Source organism: Actinomyces viscosus (assembly GCF_900637975.1).
Taxonomy (GTDB): domain Bacteria; phylum Actinomycetota; class Actinomycetes; order Actinomycetales; family Actinomycetaceae; genus Actinomyces; species Actinomyces viscosus.
Map to the genome: position 1 here is coordinate 1,908,709 of NZ_LR134477.1, position 19,919 is coordinate 1,928,627.

The 19,919-nt window shown below is 67.4% G+C and carries 16 protein-coding genes, 3 pseudogenes and 1 other annotated feature; of the genes and pseudogenes, 10 read left to right on the plus strand and 9 right to left on the minus strand.

The features are described from left to right. Window positions 1–187 precede the first annotated feature (187 nt). The gene (locus EL340_RS08140) at window positions 188–769 is read left to right on the plus strand and encodes a YagU family protein (RefSeq protein ID WP_126414193.1); all 582 of its coding nucleotides are present in this window, start codon (window positions 188–190) and stop codon (window positions 767–769) included. 229 nt (window positions 770–998) lie between these two features. On the opposite strand, the gene EL340_RS08145 is transcribed toward EL340_RS08140, so the two are convergent. After that, the gene (locus tag EL340_RS08145) at window positions 999–1,970 is read right to left on the minus strand and encodes a 1,4-dihydroxy-2-naphthoate polyprenyltransferase (RefSeq protein ID WP_232022937.1); all 972 of its coding nucleotides are present in this window, start codon (window positions 1,968–1,970) and stop codon (window positions 999–1,001) included. A gap of 276 nt (window positions 1,971–2,246) precedes the next feature. Here EL340_RS08145 and EL340_RS08150 point away from each other — a divergent pair, with 276 nt between their 5' ends. Both EL340_RS08150 and EL340_RS08155 read left to right on the plus strand, forming a co-directional pair. Further along, window positions 2,247–3,221 (plus strand): ADP-ribosylglycohydrolase family protein, encoded by a 975-nt coding sequence (locus EL340_RS08150; RefSeq protein WP_232023302.1) that lies wholly within the window; start codon window positions 2,247–2,249, stop codon window positions 3,219–3,221. Then, the gene (locus EL340_RS08155) at window positions 3,218–4,150 is read left to right on the plus strand and encodes a PfkB family carbohydrate kinase (RefSeq protein ID WP_126414196.1); all 933 of its coding nucleotides are present in this window, start codon (window positions 3,218–3,220) and stop codon (window positions 4,148–4,150) included. Before EL340_RS08150 ends, EL340_RS08155 begins: the two co-directional genes overlap by 4 nt. On the opposite strand, the gene EL340_RS08160 is transcribed toward EL340_RS08155, so the two are convergent. Then, a complete protein-coding gene (locus EL340_RS08160) occupies window positions 4,134–5,489 on the minus strand; it encodes an AMP-binding protein (RefSeq protein WP_126414197.1) in 1,356 nt (451 codons plus the stop codon). The genes EL340_RS08155 and EL340_RS08160 overlap by 17 nt on opposite strands. Window positions 5,490–5,581: 92 nt before the next feature. Between EL340_RS08160 and EL340_RS08165 the strand changes: the two genes are divergently transcribed. Continuing rightward, window positions 5,582–6,028, plus strand: a complete 447-nt coding sequence (locus tag EL340_RS08165; protein ID WP_126414198.1) for a PLD nuclease N-terminal domain-containing protein — start codon at window positions 5,582–5,584, stop codon at window positions 6,026–6,028. A 105-nt stretch (window positions 6,029–6,133) separates the two neighbouring features. Here EL340_RS08165 and EL340_RS08170 read toward each other — a convergent pair whose 3' ends face one another. Both EL340_RS08170 and EL340_RS08175 read right to left on the minus strand, forming a co-directional pair. Further along, on the minus strand, window positions 6,134–6,904 hold the full coding sequence (locus EL340_RS08170; RefSeq protein ID WP_126414199.1) for a hypothetical protein: 771 nt from the start codon (window positions 6,902–6,904) through the stop codon (window positions 6,134–6,136). Further along, the gene (locus EL340_RS08175) at window positions 6,901–7,608 is read right to left on the minus strand and encodes a histidine phosphatase family protein (protein ID WP_126414200.1); all 708 of its coding nucleotides are present in this window, start codon (window positions 7,606–7,608) and stop codon (window positions 6,901–6,903) included. The genes EL340_RS08170 and EL340_RS08175 overlap by 4 nt, the downstream gene beginning before the upstream one ends. A gap of 61 nt (window positions 7,609–7,669) precedes the next feature. Between EL340_RS08175 and dapD the strand changes: the two genes are divergently transcribed. After that, window positions 7,670–8,653, plus strand: a complete 984-nt coding sequence (dapD, locus tag EL340_RS08180; protein WP_126414201.1) for a 2,3,4,5-tetrahydropyridine-2,6-dicarboxylate N-succinyltransferase — start codon at window positions 7,670–7,672, stop codon at window positions 8,651–8,653. A 322-nt stretch (window positions 8,654–8,975) separates the two neighbouring features. Here the strand turns inward: dapD and EL340_RS08185 are convergent, their stop codons facing one another. Continuing rightward, window positions 8,976–9,938, minus strand: a complete 963-nt coding sequence (locus EL340_RS08185) for an IS630 family transposase (protein ID WP_232022928.1) — start codon at window positions 9,936–9,938, stop codon at window positions 8,976–8,978. 298 nt (window positions 9,939–10,236) lie between these two features. Between EL340_RS08185 and EL340_RS08190 the strand changes: the two genes are divergently transcribed. The 3 genes from EL340_RS08190 to EL340_RS08200 are packed head-to-tail and all read left to right on the plus strand — an operon-like array spanning window position 10,237 to window position 12,597. Continuing rightward, window positions 10,237–10,542: a hypothetical protein gene (locus tag EL340_RS08190; protein WP_126414202.1), complete on the plus strand. Its 306-nt coding sequence runs from the start codon at window positions 10,237–10,239 to the stop codon at window positions 10,540–10,542. 3 nt (window positions 10,543–10,545) lie between these two features. Then, window positions 10,546–11,916, plus strand: a complete 1,371-nt coding sequence (locus EL340_RS15410; RefSeq protein WP_232022938.1) for a hypothetical protein — start codon at window positions 10,546–10,548, stop codon at window positions 11,914–11,916. Window positions 11,917–11,976: 60 nt separating this feature from the next. Then, the gene (locus tag EL340_RS08200; protein WP_167470556.1) at window positions 11,977–12,597 is read left to right on the plus strand and encodes an Imm5 family immunity protein; all 621 of its coding nucleotides are present in this window, start codon (window positions 11,977–11,979) and stop codon (window positions 12,595–12,597) included. Window positions 12,598–12,913: 316 nt separating this feature from the next. Here the strand turns inward: EL340_RS08200 and EL340_RS15945 are convergent. The 3 pseudogenes from EL340_RS15945 to EL340_RS15955 all read right to left on the minus strand — a co-directional run. Further along, window positions 12,914–14,071 (minus strand): annotated as a pseudogene (locus tag EL340_RS15945) (IS3 family transposase); the annotation flags it as partial. Window positions 14,072–14,104: 33 nt separating this feature from the next. Continuing rightward, a pseudogene (locus EL340_RS15950) lies at window positions 14,105–15,319 on the minus strand (IS3 family transposase). Continuing rightward, window positions 14,912–15,043: a sequence feature (AL1L pseudoknot), on the minus strand. Its footprint overlaps the pseudogene before it by 132 nt. 185 nt (window positions 15,320–15,504) lie before the next feature. After that, a pseudogene (locus EL340_RS15955) lies at window positions 15,505–16,797 on the minus strand (IS3 family transposase). Between the two features lie 200 nt (window positions 16,798–16,997). Between EL340_RS15955 and EL340_RS15110 the strand changes: the two are divergent. Continuing rightward, window positions 16,998–18,023, plus strand: a complete 1,026-nt coding sequence (locus EL340_RS15110; protein ID WP_197722283.1) for a hypothetical protein — start codon at window positions 16,998–17,000, stop codon at window positions 18,021–18,023. A gap of 16 nt (window positions 18,024–18,039) precedes the next feature. Here the strand turns inward: EL340_RS15110 and EL340_RS08240 are convergent, their stop codons facing one another. Continuing rightward, window positions 18,040–19,002 carry an IS630 family transposase gene (locus tag EL340_RS08240; protein WP_232022928.1) on the minus strand — a complete coding sequence of 321 codons (963 nt, stop codon included), beginning with the start codon at window positions 19,000–19,002 and terminating at the stop codon, window positions 18,040–18,042. 323 nt (window positions 19,003–19,325) lie between these two features. Here EL340_RS08240 and EL340_RS15415 point away from each other — a divergent pair, with 323 nt between their 5' ends. Then, window positions 19,326–19,829: an NTP pyrophosphohydrolase gene (locus tag EL340_RS15415; RefSeq protein ID WP_232022939.1), complete on the plus strand. Its 504-nt coding sequence runs from the start codon at window positions 19,326–19,328 to the stop codon at window positions 19,827–19,829. Window positions 19,830–19,919 lie beyond the last annotated feature (90 nt).

Below are 19,919 nucleotides of genomic sequence, written 5' to 3' on the forward strand. Positions count from 1 at the left end.
CGCACGGGACACGTGCGGGACACGATCAACCACAGGTCACGACAGCGTTGCGGCCGGACCGTCTCCCGTGCCAGGCTTCCGGGGGCCGGGTCGGTGGACAACGGACGACTAAGACACCGTTCGATCTGCAAGCCGTCCGCCGACCCGGTCATCACACCGCTCGTGCCCCCGACCCCAGGAGACACCCATGCTGTCCACCCTGCTGGAGAAGACCGACCCCGCGCGACGACGAATCGGAACCGCGGTCGTCGTCGGCATCATCGGAGGATTCTTCTCCGCCATCGTCAAGTTCGGCTGGGAGGTCCCCTTCCCGCCCCGCACCCCGGAGCGCAACGCCACCAACCCTCCCCAGCGGCTTCTCGAGCAGCTGGGGATGAGCCCGGAGCAGTCCCACACCGGCGTCACCTTCAACGGCAACGAGGGCCTGCCGATCTACTCCTTCATCATCCACTTCAGCTTCGCGATCGTCTTCGCCGTCTTCTACTGCGTCATGGCGGAGTACTACAAGGCGATCACGCTGTGGCAGGGGGCCGCCTTCGGTCTGCTCGTGTGGGTGGGGGCGCACCTGGTGCTCATGCCGCTGACGGGAACGGTCCCCTCGCCCTTCCCGTGGGTGGCCGGCGGGCAGACCTGGGCGGAGCACTTCTCCGAGGCCCTGGGGCACGTCATCTGGCTGTGGTCCATCGAGCTCGTGCGCCGCGACCTGCGCAACCGCATCACCCACCAGCCCGACCCGTGGGTTCCGCTCGACGCCGAACCGGCCCGCTGAGCCACCGGAGCTCAGCGCGACACCACAGTGCAGCTCACGTGGGCCGCACCGTTACCAACGGTGCGGCCCACGCTGTTCGTTCGCCCGCTGTCCGCCGGCTGACGCCTACTCCACGGGGTCCGGGTCGTACTGGCTGGGGGTTAACCGCACTGCACGGGAACCTGACCCACGTGGAGTACACCCGCCTCCCAGCCAGTAGCACCCCACCCTCGTGCAGTAGCGGCCGGGCTCACAGGGTGACGATGACGGTGGCGGCAGCGAAGACGATGCCGTAGGCAAGCTCCAGGAGCCCGGCGTCGCGCAAGGAGCCGATGAGGTCACGGCCCCCTGCTCCGGCCCGTACCGGAGCGGTCGCACGCCGGACCAGTGGAACCAGCAGGAGCGGCGCGGCCACCGCGATGACCAGGGCCAGCAAGGGGCTGATATGGCCTCCGCCGTCGGCGGGAGCGGCCGAACCGGTCTCCCGTGTCCACACCAGCGCGACGGCCCCAAGCCCCAGGGGCAGCCAGAGCATGAGGGAGAAGGCCCGCCTGGCGCCCTGCTCCCCCAGGCGGACCGCCAGGGTCATCTTGCCGTGAGCGGGGTCGGTGTTGATGTCACGCAGGTTGTTGACCATGAGCAGGGAGCAGGCGAGGAGGCCGATTCCGCAGGCCGAGGGCCACAGCCATCCCGGGACCGTGTCGGCCTGGACGTAGGTGGTGCCCGCCGTGGCCACCAGGCCGAAGAAGATGAAGACGAACAGCTCCCCCAGGCCGGCGTAGCCGTAGGGGCGGGGCCCACCGGTGTAGAACCAGGCGGCCGCGATCGCCGCGGCGCCCACGGCGAGCAGCCACCAGTGACCGCTCAGCACCAGCAGCGCCAGACCCAGGAGGGCCCCCAGTGCGAAGCAGCCGAAGGCGGCGAGCTTGACGGTGCGGGGGGAGACCTGCCCGGAGGCGGTCAGGCGGGGAGGACCGGTGCGCTCGTCGTCGGTGCCGCGCACGCCGTCGGAGTAGTCATTGGCCAGGTTGCAGCCGACCTGCAGCGCCAGGGCCACCCCCGCGGCCAGGAGGGTCCGTACCACTGAGAAGTCCCCCATCGCGGCGGCGGCTCCGGCGCCCAGGATGACGGGGGCAACGGCGGCCGGCAGGGTGCGCAGGCGCACCACCTCCGCCCAGCTGGTGGCGCGGGGCCCGCCGTCCTGTGCTGTCTCGGCGCTCACGGCTTCCTCCGCTCCTCTCTCCATTCCTCTAAGGTAGGCGGCAGTGACCCTACCAGCGCCGTGGCCGGTACCGGGGCCGGCGCAGGAGCCGGCGCCCTCCTGCCGGTGCGGCGGCCGGTGCTCCTCGTCGTCAGAAGGACCTCCGTGAGACAAACCGATCCCCGCCCTCATCACCCCTCGGGCGAGACCGTGGCCGAGCCTTCAGCAGGTGCGCCCTCGGTCCGAGAGCGCGCCCTGGGGGCGCTGACCGGCCTGGCCCTCGGTGACGCGCTGGGCATGCCCACCCAGTCCATGAGCCCGGCGCAGATCCGCCGGCACTACGGCACGATCACCGGGCTGCGCGACGCCGTGGCCGAGCAGCCCGTCGCCCCCTCGATGCCTGCGGGCAGTGTCACGGACGACACCGAGCAGGCCCTCATCCTGGCCGGTCTCCTGATCGACGGTCACGGCCGCATCGACCCCCACCGGCTCGCCGAGGCCCTGCTGACCTGGGAGGACGACATGCGCGCCCGCGGCTCCCTGGACCTGCTGGGCCCCTCCACCAAGCTCGCCCTGGAACGGGTGCGCGCCGGGGCCGACCCGCGCCGCACCGGCAGGGAGGGCACCACCAACGGCGCCGCGATGCGGGTGGCTTCGGTGGGCATCGCCTTTGGCCTGGACAGCTCGGATGATGCCCTGGCCCGGGCGGTTCACGCCTCCTGCCTGGTCACCCACGACACCCGTCAGGGCCTGGAGGCCGCCGGGCTCATCGCCGCCGCGGTCAGCGCGGCCGTCGACGGCGCGGACGCCGCCTGCGCCCTGGAGGCGGCACTGGACTTCGTGTCCGCCCGCCCCGAGGTGGGCCACTGGACGGAGAAGGCCTCCGTCGCCGCCCGCGCCCGCCTGGCCCTGGAGACGAGCCGCGGCCTGCACGGCGATGCTCTGGCCGAGCACCTGCGCACCTGCGTCGGAACCTCGGTGGAGTCGGCCGAGTCGGTCCCCTGCGCCCTGGTCATCGTGCGCGAGTTCGCGCACCGGCCCCTGGACGGACTGTGCTTCGCCGCCGAGCTCGGGGGCGACACCGACACCATCGCCGCGATGGCCGGCGCGATCCTGGGGGCGAGCGCGCCCCGCCTGCTCCCGGCCGAGCCGGTCCGCCAGGTACTGGAACGCTCCGAGCTGGAGCTCGCTCCGGTCTGCGAGGCCCTGCTCGCGATCCGTTCCGGCAGCCGGGGGTCCTCGGGGACCGCCGCGGAGAGGAGGCGGCCGTGAGCGGGCGAGTCCTTCACACCGGACAGGTCGTCATCGACCTGACTCTGCGGCTCGAGGCGGTTCCCGAGCCGGGCGCCGACGTGTTCGCCGACGAGGCCGACATGGCCGTCGGCGGCGGCTTCAACGTGCTGGCGGCCGCCCGCAGGCTCGACGTCGAGACCCTGTACGCCGGACCGCTGGGCGAGGGCCCTTTCGCCCAGGCCGCCCGCGGGGCGCTGGAGGCGATCGGGGTTGCCCACGTCGGGCCCATCACGCCGGGAGACCAGGGCTACTGCGTGGCCATGACCGACGCGCGGGCCGAGCGCACCTTCGTCTCAACGCGCGGGGCCGAGACCCGTGGCCCGGTCGATGCCTTCGACCACCTGGAGGTGCGCGGCGACGACGTCGTCTACCTCTCCGGCTACTCACTGACCGATACGGCTTCCACGGCCGCGCTGGAGCGACTGGTGGGGCGGCTGGTCGAGGCCCGGGTGGGGTGCACGGCGCTGTTCGACGTCTCCCCGATGGTCGGCTCGGTCCCGTTGCCCTCGCTGGAGAGGATCGGCGCGCTGGGACCGATCTGGTCGCTCAACGAGCGGGAGGCCGGCCTGCTCGCGGACCGTCTGGGGCTGCGGGTGGAGGCCGGCGACCATGCCGGCGCCTGTGAGGCGCTCTCGGGCAGGCTCGGGACAGTGCTGGTCCGGGCCGGGGAGCAGGGATCCTGGTTCGCCGACGGCGGCGCGGCGGTGCACACCCCGAGCATCCCGGTGACGCCGGTGGACACCAACGGGGCCGGGGACGCGCACTCGGGGGTCCTGGCCGCCGCCCTGGCCCGGGGTACGGCGATGACGACGGCGCTGCGCTGGGCGAATGTGGCAGGCGCCCTGACGACAACGCGCTTCGGCCCGGCGACCTGCCCGAGCCAGGCGGAGATCAGGGCCCTGGCGTAGAGGAGGGCGCGGAGGGTCCCGGGGACTCGGCGGCCGGGGGTGTGGCCGTGGCTGCGGCCTCAGCGAGGATCCGGGCGACTGCCCGCCGGTCGACCTTTCCGCTGGGGCGCAGCGGCAGACCCTCCAGGATGACGACCCGTTTGGGGGCGCGGGCCCCGTCCAGCCGGGCGCGGGCCGCCTCGCGCAGGGCGGCGCCGTCGGGAGCGCCCGCACCCTCCCGCCCGGCGGCGGGTTCCAGCACGACGGCGGCGGTGACGACGCTGCCCCACTGCTCGTCCGGCAGGCCGACGACGCAGGCCTCGGCCACCGCCTCCAGTCCGGTGAGGGCCTCCTCCACGTAGCGGGGCTCGACCTTGATGCCACCGGTGATGATGACGTCGTCCAGGCGCCCCAGGACCTCCAGGCGCCCGTCGGGGCGAAGACGGCCGCGGTCGGAGGTGGTCAGGACGCGTGCGCCGGCGCTGTCGGCAAAGCCCTCACCGGCGTCGTCGTGCGTGAGCTCGGGTGAGTGCAGGTAGCCCTCGGCCAGGACCGGCCCGGAGATGAGGATGCGGCCGGACCCGTCGGCGTCCGGGTCCTGGATGGAGATCTCGACGCCGTCCAGGGGGCGGCCGTCATAGACGCAGCCGCCACCGGTCTCGCTCATGCCGTAGGTGGTGACCACGGTGATGCCGGCCCCTCGGGCCCGGGCCAGCAGCGCGGGGTCGGCGGCGGCGCCGCCCAGAAGGACGGCGTCGGCCTGCGCCAGGGCGCTGCTCGCCGCCGGGTCCCGCAGGACGCGCACCAGCTGGGTGGGAACCAGGGAGGTGTAGAGGCGGGCCGTGGACGGGCCGTGGACGGGCCGGGCGGAGCGCAGGGCGTCCGCGAGCGCCGTCGGGCTGAATCCCGTGCTCGTGTCGACCACGACCGGTGCGGTTGCGGCCATGAGGGAGCGGATGAGGATCTGCAGGCCGGCGACGTGGTGGGCGGGCAGGGGCAGGAGCCAGGTGCCCGGGCCGCCCAGGCGATCGTGAGTGGCGCGGGCCGAGGCCGCCAGGGCGGCGGCGCTGATGGCGATGAGCCGGCCGGTGCCGGTGGTGGAGCCGGAGGTGCGCAGGATGAGGTCGGTGCGCGGGGGCACTCGGGTGATGCGGCGGGCCAGGTCGGCCCGGACCTGGTCCGCGTCCTCGCTCGGGCCGATGGGCACGAGCAGCGGGAGGGGGCTCGCGGCCGGCCGACCGTCTCCGGGCCCCAGCAGGCCGCGCTGAGCCAGGCGCTCGGCCAGGGCGGTGCGCAGGGCGGCGACGTCGTCGGGGGCGGTTCCGCCGGTCAGGAGGCGGATGGTGGGCGCGGTGGGCACGGGATGATCGTGCCACGCCCCGCGGTGGGTGGGATGCGCCGGCGGGCAGGGGCGGGGTCGGCGGGGCCGTCCGGCTCGGTTAGGGTTGGCCCATGCGTATCGTCCTCATCGTCCTGGTGTTCGCCCTGACGCTGTACGCCCTGCTGGACTGCGCTCGCACGCCGGAGGAGAGCATGCCGGCGCGGATGCCGAAGTTCCTGTGGATCTCCCTCATCGTCCTGTTCCCCACCATCGGTCCGATCGCCTGGATCATCGTCTCGCGGGTCAAGGCCGCTGAGGAGCGCGGCGGCTACGTGGAGCCCACGGTGTGGTCCTCCAAGGAGGGCACGACCTTCCGTCGCCCGGAGCGGGCCCGTCCCGTGGCGCCCGACGACGACCCGGAGTTCCTGCGGGACCTGGAGCAGGACATTCGTCGTCGTAAGCACCACCCGCAGACGCCCGCCGGCGGTCGCGATGCCGACGAGCCGGCTGACGACGAGACCGGGAAGGATGCTGGGGAGACGGACGACTCCGACCGGTCGGGAAGCGACCGGCACTGAACCGGCACTAACCAGCACTGAACCGGAGAGGCCCAGGACTGGCGGGACTCCGGCACGCACCGAGACCTCCTGAGACGTCGCGGTGCGCCGTGGCGGTCGGCGGGCTCAGGGCAGGGCGGCGGGCGCCTGGGGCCAGGGGCCGGTGTCGACGTCGTAGCCGTGGGCGGCGGCGTGGATGAGCCAGTCCCCCGGGATCCAGGTGCGCCCCACGACCTGGGGGTGCTCGGGCATGTAGCGCACCGACCACAGGATGAGGACGAGCTCGGCCCACTGGGCCCGGATCTTGAGGCGCACCGAGCCGGAGGCGTTGGCGGCGGCGATGACGATCTCGCCGGTGGCGGTGAGCCGGACCTCCTGGATGTCGGCGTAGGAGATGGGCATGACGCCCTCCCCCGTGCCCAGGTAGATGCCGTGGGTGGACACGGTCAGGCGGGCACCGGCCAGGTGGCGCCACTTCTCGACGGCGTCGGCCTCGGCGGCGCGCCGGCGGCGGTGGTTGAGGTAGGCCTGCCCACCGAAGAATGCGGCTGTCAGGGCCAGGCCGACGGGCCCGCCGGCCAGGAAGAAGCCGCGTGAGGGGTTGTAGGTGGCATCCCCGCGCCGCCACATGAGCAGCTCGGCGTCGCAGGTGGCCAGCATGACCTCGCCGGAGCCCAGGGACGGGCGCACGGGGTCGATGGTCGGTGAGACCGGGTTGGGGCGACGGCCCTGGCGGGTGGCGGTCAGGACGGCGGCGGTGTGCCACCACACGAAGTCCTGCCCGGTCCAGGGGCGCCGTGGGGCGGGCCGCCGGGATCCGGCGCCGGAGGCGGCCGAACGGGTGGCGGTGCGCGCGAGCTCGCTGCCGACCGGACGCGAGGGCGGCTGCTGGGTCACCGGGCCGCCTCGCCGCGGTCGCCAGGACTGCCGTGGCCGGTGGCGGCCTGGGCGGCGGAGGTGCCGGGCACCATGTCGCGGGCCTGGCGCAGCAGGTCCCCGGCCGGCTCCCAGTAGGCCAGCCCCACCAGGGTGCGGTCCTCGAAGGTCAAGGAGGTCAGGGAGGCCAGGGCGCACTGGCGCCGGCGCGGGTCGTGGGCCAGGGAGCGTCCCTCCAGGAAGAGGCGCAGCGACCAGATGGGCAGCTGGTGGGAGACGAGCAGCGCCTCGTGGCCCTCGGCGACGTCGAGCGCGGAGACGATGGCGCCGCGCATGCGCTCGACGATCTCGCGGTAGGGCTCGCCCCAGGAGGGGCGCAGCGGGTTGACGTAGCTGCGCCAGTAGGCGGGGTGAGCCAGGATCCAGCGGTTGCGGTTGACGGCCACGCCCTCGAAGCTGTTGCCGGCCTCGATGAGCCGGGCGTCCGTCGTCGGCGTCAGGCCGAAGGCGGCGGCCGTGGGGGCGCCGGACTCGCGGGCCCGCTCCAGGGGCGAGGTGATGACCCGGGTGATGTCGTGGCCCGAGGCGGACAGGACGTCGGCGACCTGTTGGGCCATCTGGTGGCCCAGGGTCGATAGGTGGTAGCCGGGCAGGCGGCCGTAGAGGATGCCCTCGGGGTTGTGCACCTCGCCGTGCCGCATGAGGTGGATCGTCGTGCGCGCCATGCGGCGATTCTCGCACGTCCGTCCACCGCGGTCAGCCACCGCTTCCCGTAGGGTGTTCCCCATGACGACTCGCAGCGCATGGGGTCTCGGTCTGGCGACCGTGACCGACGACGGCAACACCCTTGACGTGTGGTACCCCCGCCCGGTCCTCGGCGACGAGCCCGAGGACGGGCACGCCGACCTCCTGGAGACTCTGAGCGCCATGGAGCGCCGCGACGAGGCCCGTGGTGTCCACACCACCGTGGTGCGCACCTGGGCCGACCTCGACGACGCCCCCCAGACCGTCGCCGGCGCCTACCTGCGCCTGCACGCCCTGTCCCACCGGCTGGCCGAGCCCAACACCGTCAACCTCGACGGAATCTTCTCCCGCCTGCCCAACGTGGTGTGGACCTCCGCCGGACCCTGCCGCGCCGAGGACTTCGAGACCACTCGCACCCGCCTGCGCGCCGCCCTGGGCCGCCCGGTCCAGGTGCACTCGGTGGACAAGTTCCCCCGCATGACCGACTACGTCCTGCCCTCGGGCGTGCGCATCGGCAACGCCGCGAACGTGCGCCTGGGCGCCTACCTGTCGGAGGGCACCACGGTCATGCACGCCGGCTTCGTCAACTACAACGCCGGGACGCTGGGCCACTCCATGGTCGAGGGCCGCATCTCCCAGGGCGTTGTCATCGGTGACGGCTCCGACGTCGGCGGTGGCGCCTCCACGATGGGCATGCTCTCGGGCGGCGGCCGCCAGCGGGTGGCCCTGGGCGAGCGCTGCCTGCTGGGCGCGAACTCGGGGCTGGGGATCCCCCTGGGTGACGACTGCGTCGTCGAGGCGGGCCTGTACCTGACGGCCGGCACGAAGGTCTCCCTCATGCCGCAGGGCGGCGTGGTGCCCGGTAGCCACGGGCTGTTCAAGGAGCCACGCGTGGTCTCGGCCCGCGAGCTGGCCGGCGCCTCCAACGTCCTGTTCCGCCGCAACTCCCAGTCCGGCGCCGTCGAGGCGCTGGCCCGCGGCGGCAAGGGCATCGAGCTGAACTCGGCGCTGCACGCCAACCAGTGAGCCGCTGAGCCGGTTTTCCGCACCGGTTCCGTACTGGCTGACGAGGTCTTGGCCGGGTGAATCGCATCGTGCCAATCCCCCCAGTCGGGACCTCCTCCTTCCCCTTTTCCCCTTTCGCACGAGTCATTGAGCTACCGCGTCAGTCGTGGCGGCGGAGTGAACCGCACCTTGCAATAGCAGGTTGATGTGCCTGGTGTCGAGCCCACGCATGGCCGGAGTCGTGTTAATTACTTGACAGTCAGCCTGCGCCCGCGCGCGACCGAACGGTGGTTAGGGTGGCTTCCGCGTCCGATTGGTCGATTATAGTGGAGTTTAAACGAGATTATTTTGTGAGTCGGTAGGGGAACTTGTTTGCCTGGATGAAGGTCTCGAATGCTTGTCGGGTTTGGGGGAATGTGGCTCTTTGGTGGTTGCTGATACTGTCCTTTGCTTCTTTCCAGACGTGCTCGATGGGGTTCTCGTCGGGGCTGTAGGCGGGTAGGTTGATCAGGTGGATCCTCTCGAGGTTCTTGATGGTCTTGAGGCTGTTTGTGAGCTTTGCTGAACGGTGCCAGGAGGCGTTGTCCCACACGATGACGATCTTCTTCTTGTCGGGGTGCTTCACGGTCAGGTCGATCAGGGCCTGGGTGATGGTGCCGGTGTCCTGCCAGTCGAGGGTCATCAAGTCGACGGTGCCGTCGGTCTCGTGCAGGAAGCCGATGTAGGACTGGGCCTGGCGGCGGCGGTCGACCTCCAGGCGGGCGGCGTCCCCCCGGCGGATCCACGCCCTGCGCACGATCGCCTCGTGCTCGATACGCACCTCGTCGGCGCACACCACCATCACCTCGGGATCGGACCACTTGCGGACGATCTCGGAACGGATCTGGCTCATGCGCTGGTCAACGTCCGCCTGGGGCGGGCGGCGCTGGTCAACGGTCTGGGGGCGGTGGAAGGACAGGCCCGCCATGTGCAGCAGGAACCGGTAGGAGGCGGCAGAGGCGTACTCCACCTCGAAGTGGTCGTAGACCCAGGCCGCCAGATGGGGCACGTCCCAGAACCCGATGGGCAGGCCCTGCTCCGACGGGGGCCGGGACAGTACCCCGGCCACCTCCTGGCGCTGGGTGGCGGTGAGCCTGGAGGCGTTGAGGTTGCCGGCGTGACCGGTGTGGATTGAGGCCAGGCGGTACCGGTTCCACTCCCGAGCCCAGCTGCGCACCGTCTCGGGCGTGCGCTCGACGACCTGGGCCACGACCGCGGTATCCACACCCTTGGACAGCAGCACGACCGCCTCGGACTTCAAACGCATCAACCTGTAAGGCGCCTGGTGCTTATAGCCCTGCAAAACAGTCCACTCATCATCACTAACCACGACCCTGTCCATCCCAGCATGATATTCCGCCCTCGACCCGAGAGCTCACACGAAACGCCGACAACACAAGAGACGACAACAAAAGAAGCCAGCACCAGCAGCCAAGCACCCCACGAGAAAGCGACACCCCCACATCGGACGCCCCACGAATACCCGATCACCAACCCAACAACAAAACCAGCAACACGAATCTTGTTTTAATCACACTATAGCAGGAACGGGAAAGGGGACGGTAGTGGCGGACATTCAGGTTGATGGTGGGACGTTGCGTTCTGGTGCCGGGGATACGGATGCGGTGGCTGCTGGTGTGGCTCAGGCGCGGGACGCCTCGGGTGCGGCGCTGGGGGATAACGCCTTTGGTCTGATGTGCTCGCCGTTGTTCCTGCCGGCCTACACGCTGGTCAAGAGCGCTGCCGACGCGATGATGGACTCCGCTGAGAAGGGGCTGCGCAACAGCGCCACCGGCCTGCGCGGCACGGCCAGCGCTCTGGAGGGTGCGGACGCTGACGCCGCTTCCGGTGCGCGTCAGGTGGGGGCGTGATCGGTGACGGGTAACGAGCTTGTTGCCGAGGTGAAGGACTCGGAGACCGTCTGGACGGGTACGCGTCTGATCGAGGACGGCTTCGACCTCAAGGAGGCGTTTGAGTCCAAGAGCTGGGTTGCTGGTGGTCTGGCGACTCTGGCGACGGCTGCTGACACGGCCTCGGCGGTGATGGATCCTCTGGGTGAGGCGATGTCGGCCGGGGTGGCGTGGGTCATTGAGCACCTGGGCAGTCTCAACGAGTGGCTCAATGAGCTCACCGGTGACAGTGACGCGGTCGCTGCGGCGGCGTCGACGTGGTCGAATATCGGCACCAAGCTGGGTTCGTGCGCTGATGACCTGGAGACGGTGTGCACGGGGCGTCTGGCGGGTCAGGAGTCGTTGGCTGTGGCGACGTTCAAGTCGTTGCAGGCGGGGTCTGCCTCGCACCTGAGGATGACCGGTGGTGTGGCCAGTGCGATCTCGGGTGGGTTGACGGTGGCCTCGGTGATTGTGCGGATGGTGCATGACCTGGTGCGTGACGCGATTGCTGATGTGATCGGTAAGGTGGCCTCGAAGGTGGCGATCGGGGTGCTGACGGCGGGTCTGGCGGCGCCGTGGGCGGTGGCCTCGGTGATTGCTGATGTGTCGTCGTGGGTGACTCGCCTGTCCAAGGAGGTCGCCGACGTGGTTCTGTCGGCCAGGAACCTCAAGACCCTGCTGGACAAGGCCAGCAAGCTGTTCGATGATGTGGGTGAGAAGTTCGCTGCCCTGGTGGCTATGCTCATGGGCCGCGGCTCCAAGAAGGCTGATGATGCCGTTGAGGCCGCTGAAGACGCGGTAGACGCGGCCACTGACGGCGCTAAAGGAGCTGACGGCGCTGTTCCGCCCGGCAAAGGAGGTGGAGGCGGCGGAGGAGGTACTCCACCCAAGGGCGGCGGAGGCGAGGGGGACGCGGTAAAAACATCCAAGGAAGCATATGCCCGAGCAAAAGATCTACGTAAAGCCCTGCAGGAAAAAGTGGCATATAAAGATAAGACGCCCGCCTCTGATCATGTGAGAACACTGAGTGGATGGAGTAAAACTAGGCGACCCCCAGGCTACCAAGACCCTAACGTTGATGAGGTCCTAGAGAAATGTAAAGAAATAGGACATGAACCTAAGCCTCACCGCCGCAACGACAATGGAATCGAGGGACAGTACAATGCGTCACATGCAGAAAAACAGTTGTCCTTGACCGCTAAGGAGCCATACATCGGCGTCGGCAAGCCATGCTGCTCTGACTGCCAAGCCTACTTCTCTAAACTAGCCCAACACGAGGGCCGCGACTGGTACGTCACCGACCCAAAAAAGACGTGGATATTTCGTGCTGACGGATCTATCGAATACAAGTAGTGGACACAGAAGCATCTTAGCGACTGTGATGCACGCGATATAGAATGAGGAACATTATCTATGATTGACATGAATGCGGTAAACATCGAAATCGAAAACGGAAAATCAGAACTTTCCGCCGAAGACAACATCAAAGGAATACTTTCCCTCGGCGCTCGCATTCGGATTTGGCGCGCAATGACAGATCCCGCCGACGCAGAAGTCTCCTATCATAATCGGATTGCTTTGAAAATGTTATCCGTGCGACATGTTCAAGAACGCTGGGAGACCGCCTTCCCTGGAAATAATCAGATTGACGACATGCTCACTTTGACTCAAGGGCTTGTTGATCGCCGCATCACCCCCGACCAGGCAGAGCCAGAAGCCGATGACTTTCTTGTAGAGATATACGATGAGGTCGATGATTCAAATGAACTCCAGGCTTCGGTCGCGCCTTTGGCGGATGGTGCAGCCCACATGGTCACGTCGGCATGCTTCAGAAATTCTGATTTTGATACCGCCGACTACATTGAGGATGACGACGAACTACTCCCAGACTCGTTAGAAACTAGTTACTGCTGTGCTTCAGTCGTTGCTGGCGCTTTGAACTGGATGCCGGTGGATGAGACTGATGTGGCTGCTCGTCGGGGGTTCTGGTTGTGGTACCTGGATGAGGCGATTCCGGCGGTTCTTGCCAGCTGACTCTGCCTGAAGGGGCTTGCGCGACGTGCTAATCGGGTGAGCTCCTCGCTGTCCGATCACTCTCGTGGGGGTCGAGCCAGTAGGCTCGACCCCCACGGCTTTGCTGCTCGCGTGGTTCGGCGTCCTTGAGGGCTTGACCGTTGGGGTGCTCTTTGTCAAGCCCCGGGTTTTGTGGAGGCTGGTTTATCTGGTTCCGGTGGTGGCTGGTTGTGGTTGTTCCTGGCGGTGGTGGTCGTGGTGGGTGTCGGGGGCCCAGGCGGCTTCGTGCTCGGCGGGGGTGCGCATGCCGATGGCGGAGTGAGGGCGAATGGTGCCCGTACCAGTGGACCCACTCGGCGGTGGCGACCACGGGCGGCGTCGATGTCCTCCCAAGGTCCCTGGTTACGGATGAGCCCCGGCCTTGTACAGCGAGTTGAGCGCCTCGGCCAGAGCGTTGTCGTAGGAATCCCCCTTAGAGCCTACAGAGGCGACTGCCTCGCAGTCTGATAGGGCCTGCCCGTAGCGGATGGACCGGTACTGCACGCCGCGGTCGCAAGTGGTGCACCAGGCCAGAGAGATCAGCCCCGGTGCGTTTTCGCTGCCAGACGGCCATCTTGAGGGCGTCCAGAGCCAGGTCGGTGCACACTGGCCGGTAGGTGGTCTGCCACCCCACGATCCGCCGCGAGAAGACATCGGTGACGAAGGCGACGTAGACCCACCCCGAGAACGTACGCACATAGGTGATGTCGGCGACCCACAGCTCGTTGGGCCTGAACGCGCTGAAATGCCTTTTGACGAGGTCGGCCGGGCACCGGTCCGGAGGTGCCGAGCGGGTCGTCCTGGGCGACTTGGCGCGCCTGACACCGTGCAGACCCAGGTCGCCCATGAGCCGCTCGACGGTACAGCGGGCCACGTGACCGGCTCCGTGACGCTCGGCGACCTCAAGGGCGACCCCGCATCACGTGCATCTTGCGGGCCCCCAGCACCGAGTAGCTGGTTCTTGTGGACCCTGGATATCTCCGCCTTGAGGGCCTCGTCGAGCAACGACCTGGCTGATGGAGGACGGCTACGACGGGCGTAGCAGGCACTCGGGGCGATCTGCACACCAGCCTCGCTGAGCGTGGCGCAGATCGGCCAGGCCCCGAGCTCCTCCTTCTTGGCCTCGATGTACTGACAGATCAGCGCGACGGGCGCTCACACTCCGCCGCGAAAAAAGCCGACGCACTCCTCAGGATCGCGTTGGCTCTTCGCAGCTCTCGGACCTCCCTTCTCCAGCTCCTTGATCCGCTGCGCTTCATCGGTGGTGGTTCCCGGTCTTAGACCACCATCGACCTGGGCCTTCTTGACCCAGGAGCGCAGAGCCTCGGGGTGGACTCCCAGCTCCTCGGCGATCCTGCGGATCGCGCCCTTGGCCCGCGCCGGGTCGGCCAGCGCCTCCAAGGCCCGTCCTCGTGGCCCGCTCGCGCAGCTCATCGGGGTACTTCCTCTGTCCCATGACAGTGATCCTTCCGTGTCATCACCGCCTCCATCAAACCCGGGGCGATTCAGGGGTTCGCATACCGATGGCGGAGTGTGGCCGGGTGGTGTTGAACCAGTGGACCCACTCGGCGGTGGCGACCTCGACGGCGTCGATGTCCTCCCAAGGGCCCTGGTTGCGGATCAGCTCGGCCTTGTACAAGGAGTTCAGAGCCTCGGCCAGAGCGTTGTCATAGGAGTCCCCCTTAGAGCCTACAGAGGCGACTGCCTCGCAGTCGGACAGGGCCTGCCCGTAGCGAATGGACCGGTACTGCACCCCACGGTCGGAGTGGTGCACCAGGCCCGTCAGGTCAGCACCGGTTCGCTTTCGTTGCCAGACGGCCATGCTCAGGGCGTCCAGGGCCAGGTCGGTGTACAGGCTCGTGGAGGTCTGCCAGCCGATGATCCTCCGCGAGTACACGTCGGTCACGAAAGCCACGTAGACCCATCCGGAGAAGGTGCGTACATAGGTGATGTCGGCGACCCACAGCTCGTTCGGCCTGAACGCGCTGAAATGCCTTTTGACGAGGTCGGCCGGGCACTGCTCTCGCGGTGCGCTGCGCGTGGTGCGCGGGGACCTGGCGCGGCGGACGCCGCGCAGACCCAGGTCGCCCATGAGGCGTTCGACGGTGCACCGGGCCACGTGACCGGCACCATGACACTCGGCGGCCTCGGGTCGGTTGAGCATCACGTGCATCTTGCGGGTCCCCAGCACCGAGTAGCTGGTTCTTGTGGACCCTGGATATCTCCGCCTTGAGGATCTCATCGCGCAGGCTCCTGGCGCTAGGAGGCCGGCTACGGCGGGCGTGAGTCAGGTGCTCGGGGCGATCTGCACACCAGCCTCGCTGAGCGTAGTGCAGATCGGCTCGACCCCGAGATCCCGCCGGTTGTCGTCAATGAAGGAGTCGATGACCTCTACCGGCGGTCGAGCTCCGCCTGGGCGAAATACGCACTCGCTTTGCGCAGGATCTCATTGGCCCGACGCAGCTCTCGGACCTCCTTCTCCAGCTCCTTGATCCGCTGCGCTTCATCGGTGGTGGTTCCCGGTCTTAGACCACCATCGACCTGGGCCTTCTTGACCCAGGAGCGCAGAGCCTCGGGGTGGACTCCCAGCTCCTCGGCGATCCTGCGGATCGCGCCCTTGGCCCGCGCCGGGTCGGCCAGCGCCTCCAAGGCCCGTCCTCGTGGCCCGCTCGCGCAGCTCATCGGGGTACTTCTTCTGTCCCATGACAGTGATCCTTCCGTGTCATCACTGCCTCCATCAAACCCGGGGCGATTCAAGTCTCAGGCACGTCGAGGTCTCTCAGGTGGCGTGTGTAGCAGCTCCCATCATCGGGGGACCTCGACCCCTACCTGGTGTAACGACGCACCCACCCCACCTATACACTTCAATAGGCTTCAGCTACCACACCCTCAAACGCGAAGAGCCGGTTTAGTTGGTTGTGGTTGTTCCTGGCGGTGGTGGTCGTGGTGGGTGTCGGGGGCCCAGGCGGCTTCGTGCTCGGCGGGGGTGCGCATGCCGATGGCGGAGTGAGGGCGAATGGTGCCCGTACCAGTGGACCCACTCGGCGGTGGCGACCACGGGCGGCGTCGATGTCCTCCCAAGGTCCCTGGTTACGGATGAGCCCCGGCCTTGTACAGCGAGTTGAGCGCCTCGGCCAGAGCGTTGTCGTAGGAATCCCCCTTAGAGCCTACAGAGGCGACTGCCTCGCAGTCTGATAGGGCCTGCCCGTAGCGGATGGACCGGTACTGCACGCCGCGGTCGCAAGTGGTGCACCAGGCCAGAGAGATCAGCCCCGGTGCGTTTTCGCTGCCAGACGGCCATCTTGAGGGCGTCCAGAGCCAGGTCGGTGCACACTGGCCGGTAGGTGGTCTGCCACCCCACGATCCGCCGCGAGAACACGTCGGTGACGAAGGCGACGTAGACCCACCCCGAGAACGTACGCACATAGGTGATGTCGGCGACCCACAGCTCGTTGGGCCTGAACGCGCTGAAATGCCTTTTGACGAGGTCGGCCGGGCACCGGTCCGGAGGTGCCGAGCGGGTCGTCCTGGGCGACTTGGCGCGCCTGACACCGTGCAGACCCAGGTCGCCCATGAGCCGCTCGACGGTACAGCGGGCCACGTGACCGGCTCCGTGACGCTCGGCGACCTCAAGGGCGACCCCGCATCACGTGCATCTTGCGGGCCCCCAGCACCGAGTAGCTGGTTCTTGTGGACCCTGGATATCTCCGCCTTGAGGGCCTCGTCGAGCAACGACCTGGCTGATGGAGGACGGCTACGACGGGCGTAGTAGGTGCTCGGGGCGATCTGCACACCAGCCTCGCTGAGCGTGGCGCAGATCGGCCAGGCCCCGAACTCCTCCTTCTTGGCCTCGATGTACTGACAGATCAGCGCGACGGGCGCTCACACTCCGCCGCGAAAAAAGCCGACGCGCTCTTCAGGATCGCGTTGGCTCTTCGCAGCTCTCGGACCTCCTTCTCCAGCTCCTTGATCCGCTGCGCTTCATCGGTGGTGGTTCCCGGTCTTAGACCACCATCGACCTGGGCCTTCTTGACCCAGGAGCGCAGAGCCTCGGGGTGGACTCCCAGCTCCTCGGCGATCCTGCGGATCGCGCCCTTGGCCCGCGCCGGGTCGGCCAGCGCCTCCAAGGCCCGTCCTCGTGGCCCGCTCGCGCAGCTCATCGGGGTACTTCCTCTGTCCCATGACAGTGATCCTTCCGTGTCATCACCGCCTCCATCAAACCCGGGGCGATTCACTTACTGCGTCGTCGGGCTTCTGGTTCGCCACCGTAGGGGCGAGCGGCGGCCTCGACGTGGTCGAATATCGGTACCAAGCTGGGTTCGTGCGCTGATGACCTGGAGACGGTGTGCACGGGGCGTCTGGCGGGTCAGGAGTCGTTGGCTGTGGCGACGTTCAAGTCGTTGCAGGCTGGGTCTGCTTCGCACCTGAGGATGACCGGTCAGGTGGCCGGCGCGATCTCGGGTGGGTTGACGGTGGCCTCGGTGATTGTGCGGATGGTGCATGACCTGGTGCGTGACGCGATTGCTGATGTGATCGGTAAGGTGGCCTCGAAGGTGGCGATCGGGGTGCTGACGGCGGGTCTGGCGGCGCCGTGGGCGGTGGCCTCGGTGATTGCTGATGTGTCGTCGTGGGTGACTCGCCTGTCCAAGGAGGTCGCCGACGTGGTTCTGTCGGCCAGGAACCTCAAGGGCCTGCTGGACAAGGCCAGCAAGCTGCTTGACGATGTGGGTGCGGCTTTCGGTCGTATCACCTCCAGTATCGGTGAGGCTGCGGCTAAGGCCGGTGACGGCGTTGCCGGGGCTGCTCGGCAGGTCGGTGACTTCCTGTCCTCCCTGCGCCCGCAGCAGGCACTGGCCGGGGCGCCGGGTATGACCACGCGCCAGGCCCGTGAGGTGACCAAGGCTAGCCCCACCGTCTACAGGCCCAAGGGTCCCAAGACCACCAAGCCCTCACGGTCCAACCCCAACGAAGGCCGCTGGGGCCAAAAACGCAAAGAGACCCCAACAGAGTCCGCCAGCGGTGCTGGCAAGTCCGAGGTTGATCCGAAGAATGATCGGACTGACCGTGGTGACCGTCGCGACGCCAGAGGCCGCTTTACAGAGCGTAACGGCGGGGCGAACACCTATGCCGACTACGAGCGCCAAGGAAGAGAAGTGTATTCTCAACAGAGAGAAGAGGCTGGCAAACCTCTTCAGCGGATGGTTGAGGAGCAGCGTAAGGCTCACGTAGACGGGGTCGAACAGGGGCGGTTCTATGATGGGTTGGCTCAGGAGGCGGATGGTACCTGGACTGGGATTGAGAATAAGCACGGCTCCGCCTCCCTTAAGGCGGAGCAGAGAGAATTCGATCGGGCTGTCTCCTCTGACAACCCAGCACGAGTTCGTCTCGACACAGGCGAGGTGATATAGTGGAGTTTAAACGAGATTATTTTGTGAGTCGGTAGGGGAACTTGTTTGCCTGGATGAAGGTCTCGAATGCTTGTCGGGTTTGGGGGAATGTGGCTCTTTGGTGGTTGCTGATACTGTCCTTTGCTTCTTTCCAGACGTGCTCGATGGGGTTCTCGTCGGGGCTGTAGGCGGGTAGGTTGATCAGGTGGATCCTCTCGAGGTTCTTGATGGTCTTGAGGCTGTTTGTGAGCTTTGCTGAACGGTGCCAGGAGGCGTTGTCCCACACGATGACGATCTTCTTCTTGTCGGGGTGCTTCACGGTCAGGTCGATCAGGGCCTGGGTGATGGTGCCGGTGTCCTGCCAGTCGAGGGTCATCAAGTCGACGGTGCCGTCGGTCTCGTGCAGGAAGCCGATGTAGGACTGGGCCTGGCGGCGGCGGTCGACCTCCAGGCGGGCGGCGTCCCCCCGGCGGATCCACGCCCTGCGCACGATCGCCTCGTGCTCGATACGCACCTCGTCGGCGCACACCACCATCACCTCGGGATCGGACCACTTGCGGACGATCTCGGAACGGATCTGGCTCATGCGCTGGTCAACGTCCGCCTGGGGCGGGCGGCGCTGGTCAACGGTCTGGGGGCGGTGGAAGGACAGGCCCGCCATGTGCAGCAGGAACCGGTAGGAGGCGGCAGAGGCGTACTCCACCTCGAAGTGGTCGTAGACCCAGGCCGCCAGATGGGGCACGTCCCAGAACCCGATGGGCAGGCCCTGCTCCGACGGGGGCCGGGACAGTACCCCGGCCACCTCCTGGCGCTGGGTGGCGGTGAGCCTGGAGGCGTTGAGGTTGCCGGCGTGACCGGTGTGGATTGAGGCCAGGCGGTACCGGTTCCACTCCCGAGCCCAGCTGCGCACCGTCTCGGGCGTGCGCTCGACGACCTGGGCCACGACCGCGGTATCCACACCCTTGGACAGCAGCACGACCGCCTCGGACTTCAAACGCATCAACCTGTAAGGCGCCTGGTGCTTATAGCCCTGCAAAACAGTCCACTCATCATCACTAACCACGACCCTGTCCATCCCAGCATGATATTCCGCCCTCGACCCGAGAGCTCACACGAAACGCCGACAACACAAGAGACGACAACAAAAGAAGCCAGCACCAGCAGCCAAGCACCCCACGAGAAAGCGACACCCCCACATCGGACGCCCCACGAATACCCGATCACCAACCCAACAACAAAACCAGCAACACGAATCTTGTTTTAATCACACTATAGAAGTCGTGAGAGTGGCGTATACTTACGAGTAGCCTTGAGGAGGATGAAATGGAAAGACGTTTTACGACATGGACCGTCAGTCCGAGGTTCGGCTTAAGGAATAATTTCCTCACTCCGCAGACGCCGAACATAATTTTCAACGAGATAAAAGATCAGCTGGAGTCTCCGAAATTCCTGCGACTCGGCGGTTTCTTTTCGTTTGGTGTGTGCGCGCTTCCGGAGGGGGTGATGTGGCCGGAGGATGTTCCCAAGAACGACCCTTCCCTCAACAGCTACATGCAGGTCGCAGGTGTTCATGAGGCGATGACTGTTGAGGTGCGGGTCTCCGACGGAGGTGACTCCTACACTCACTACGCGGTGGCTCGTGAGCCTGTGGCTGATCCTGAGGCGTGGGCGACGGTGTCCTGGGATGACGGGGGCCCTGAGCCCTTCAGGATCCAGGTCCACCCTGAGGAGGTGTTCACCGGTGAGCAGGCTGTGCCGGTGTTTCGGGCCTACATTGAGGACGGTGCCCTGCCGCCGGTCGAGCTGCTGCGCCGACTTGATGTCTGACCGCACGAAGAACAAGAGGGCCCTGTGGTCCTGTGTCCCCCGCCCGGCGCAGGACCGCAGCCTCTTTTCCTGCGCCGTCGGACATTGCGC

Coding starts and splice junctions, on each gene's coding strand:
- EL340_RS08150 (WP_232023302.1), top strand. CDS start 2,247: ATGCCCACCCAGTCCATGAGCCCGGCGCAGATCCGCCGGCACTACGGC.
- dapD (WP_126414201.1), top strand. CDS start 7,670: ATGACGACTCGCAGCGCATGGGGTCTCGGTCTGGCGACCGTGACCGAC.
- EL340_RS08140 (WP_126414193.1), top strand. CDS start 188: ATGCTGTCCACCCTGCTGGAGAAGACCGACCCCGCGCGACGACGAATC.
- EL340_RS08185 (WP_232022928.1), bottom strand. CDS start 9,938: ATGCGTTTGAAGTCCGAGGCGGTCGTGCTGCTGTCCAAGGGTGTGGAT.
- EL340_RS08165 (WP_126414198.1), top strand. CDS start 5,582: ATGCGTATCGTCCTCATCGTCCTGGTGTTCGCCCTGACGCTGTACGCC.
- EL340_RS08175 (WP_126414200.1), bottom strand. CDS start 7,608: ATGGCGCGCACGACGATCCACCTCATGCGGCACGGCGAGGTGCACAAC.
- EL340_RS08200 (WP_167470556.1), top strand. CDS start 11,977: ATGATTGACATGAATGCGGTAAACATCGAAATCGAAAACGGAAAATCA.
- EL340_RS15415 (WP_232022939.1), top strand. CDS start 19,326: ATGGAAAGACGTTTTACGACATGGACCGTCAGTCCGAGGTTCGGCTTA.
- EL340_RS08240 (WP_232022928.1), bottom strand. CDS start 19,002: ATGCGTTTGAAGTCCGAGGCGGTCGTGCTGCTGTCCAAGGGTGTGGAT.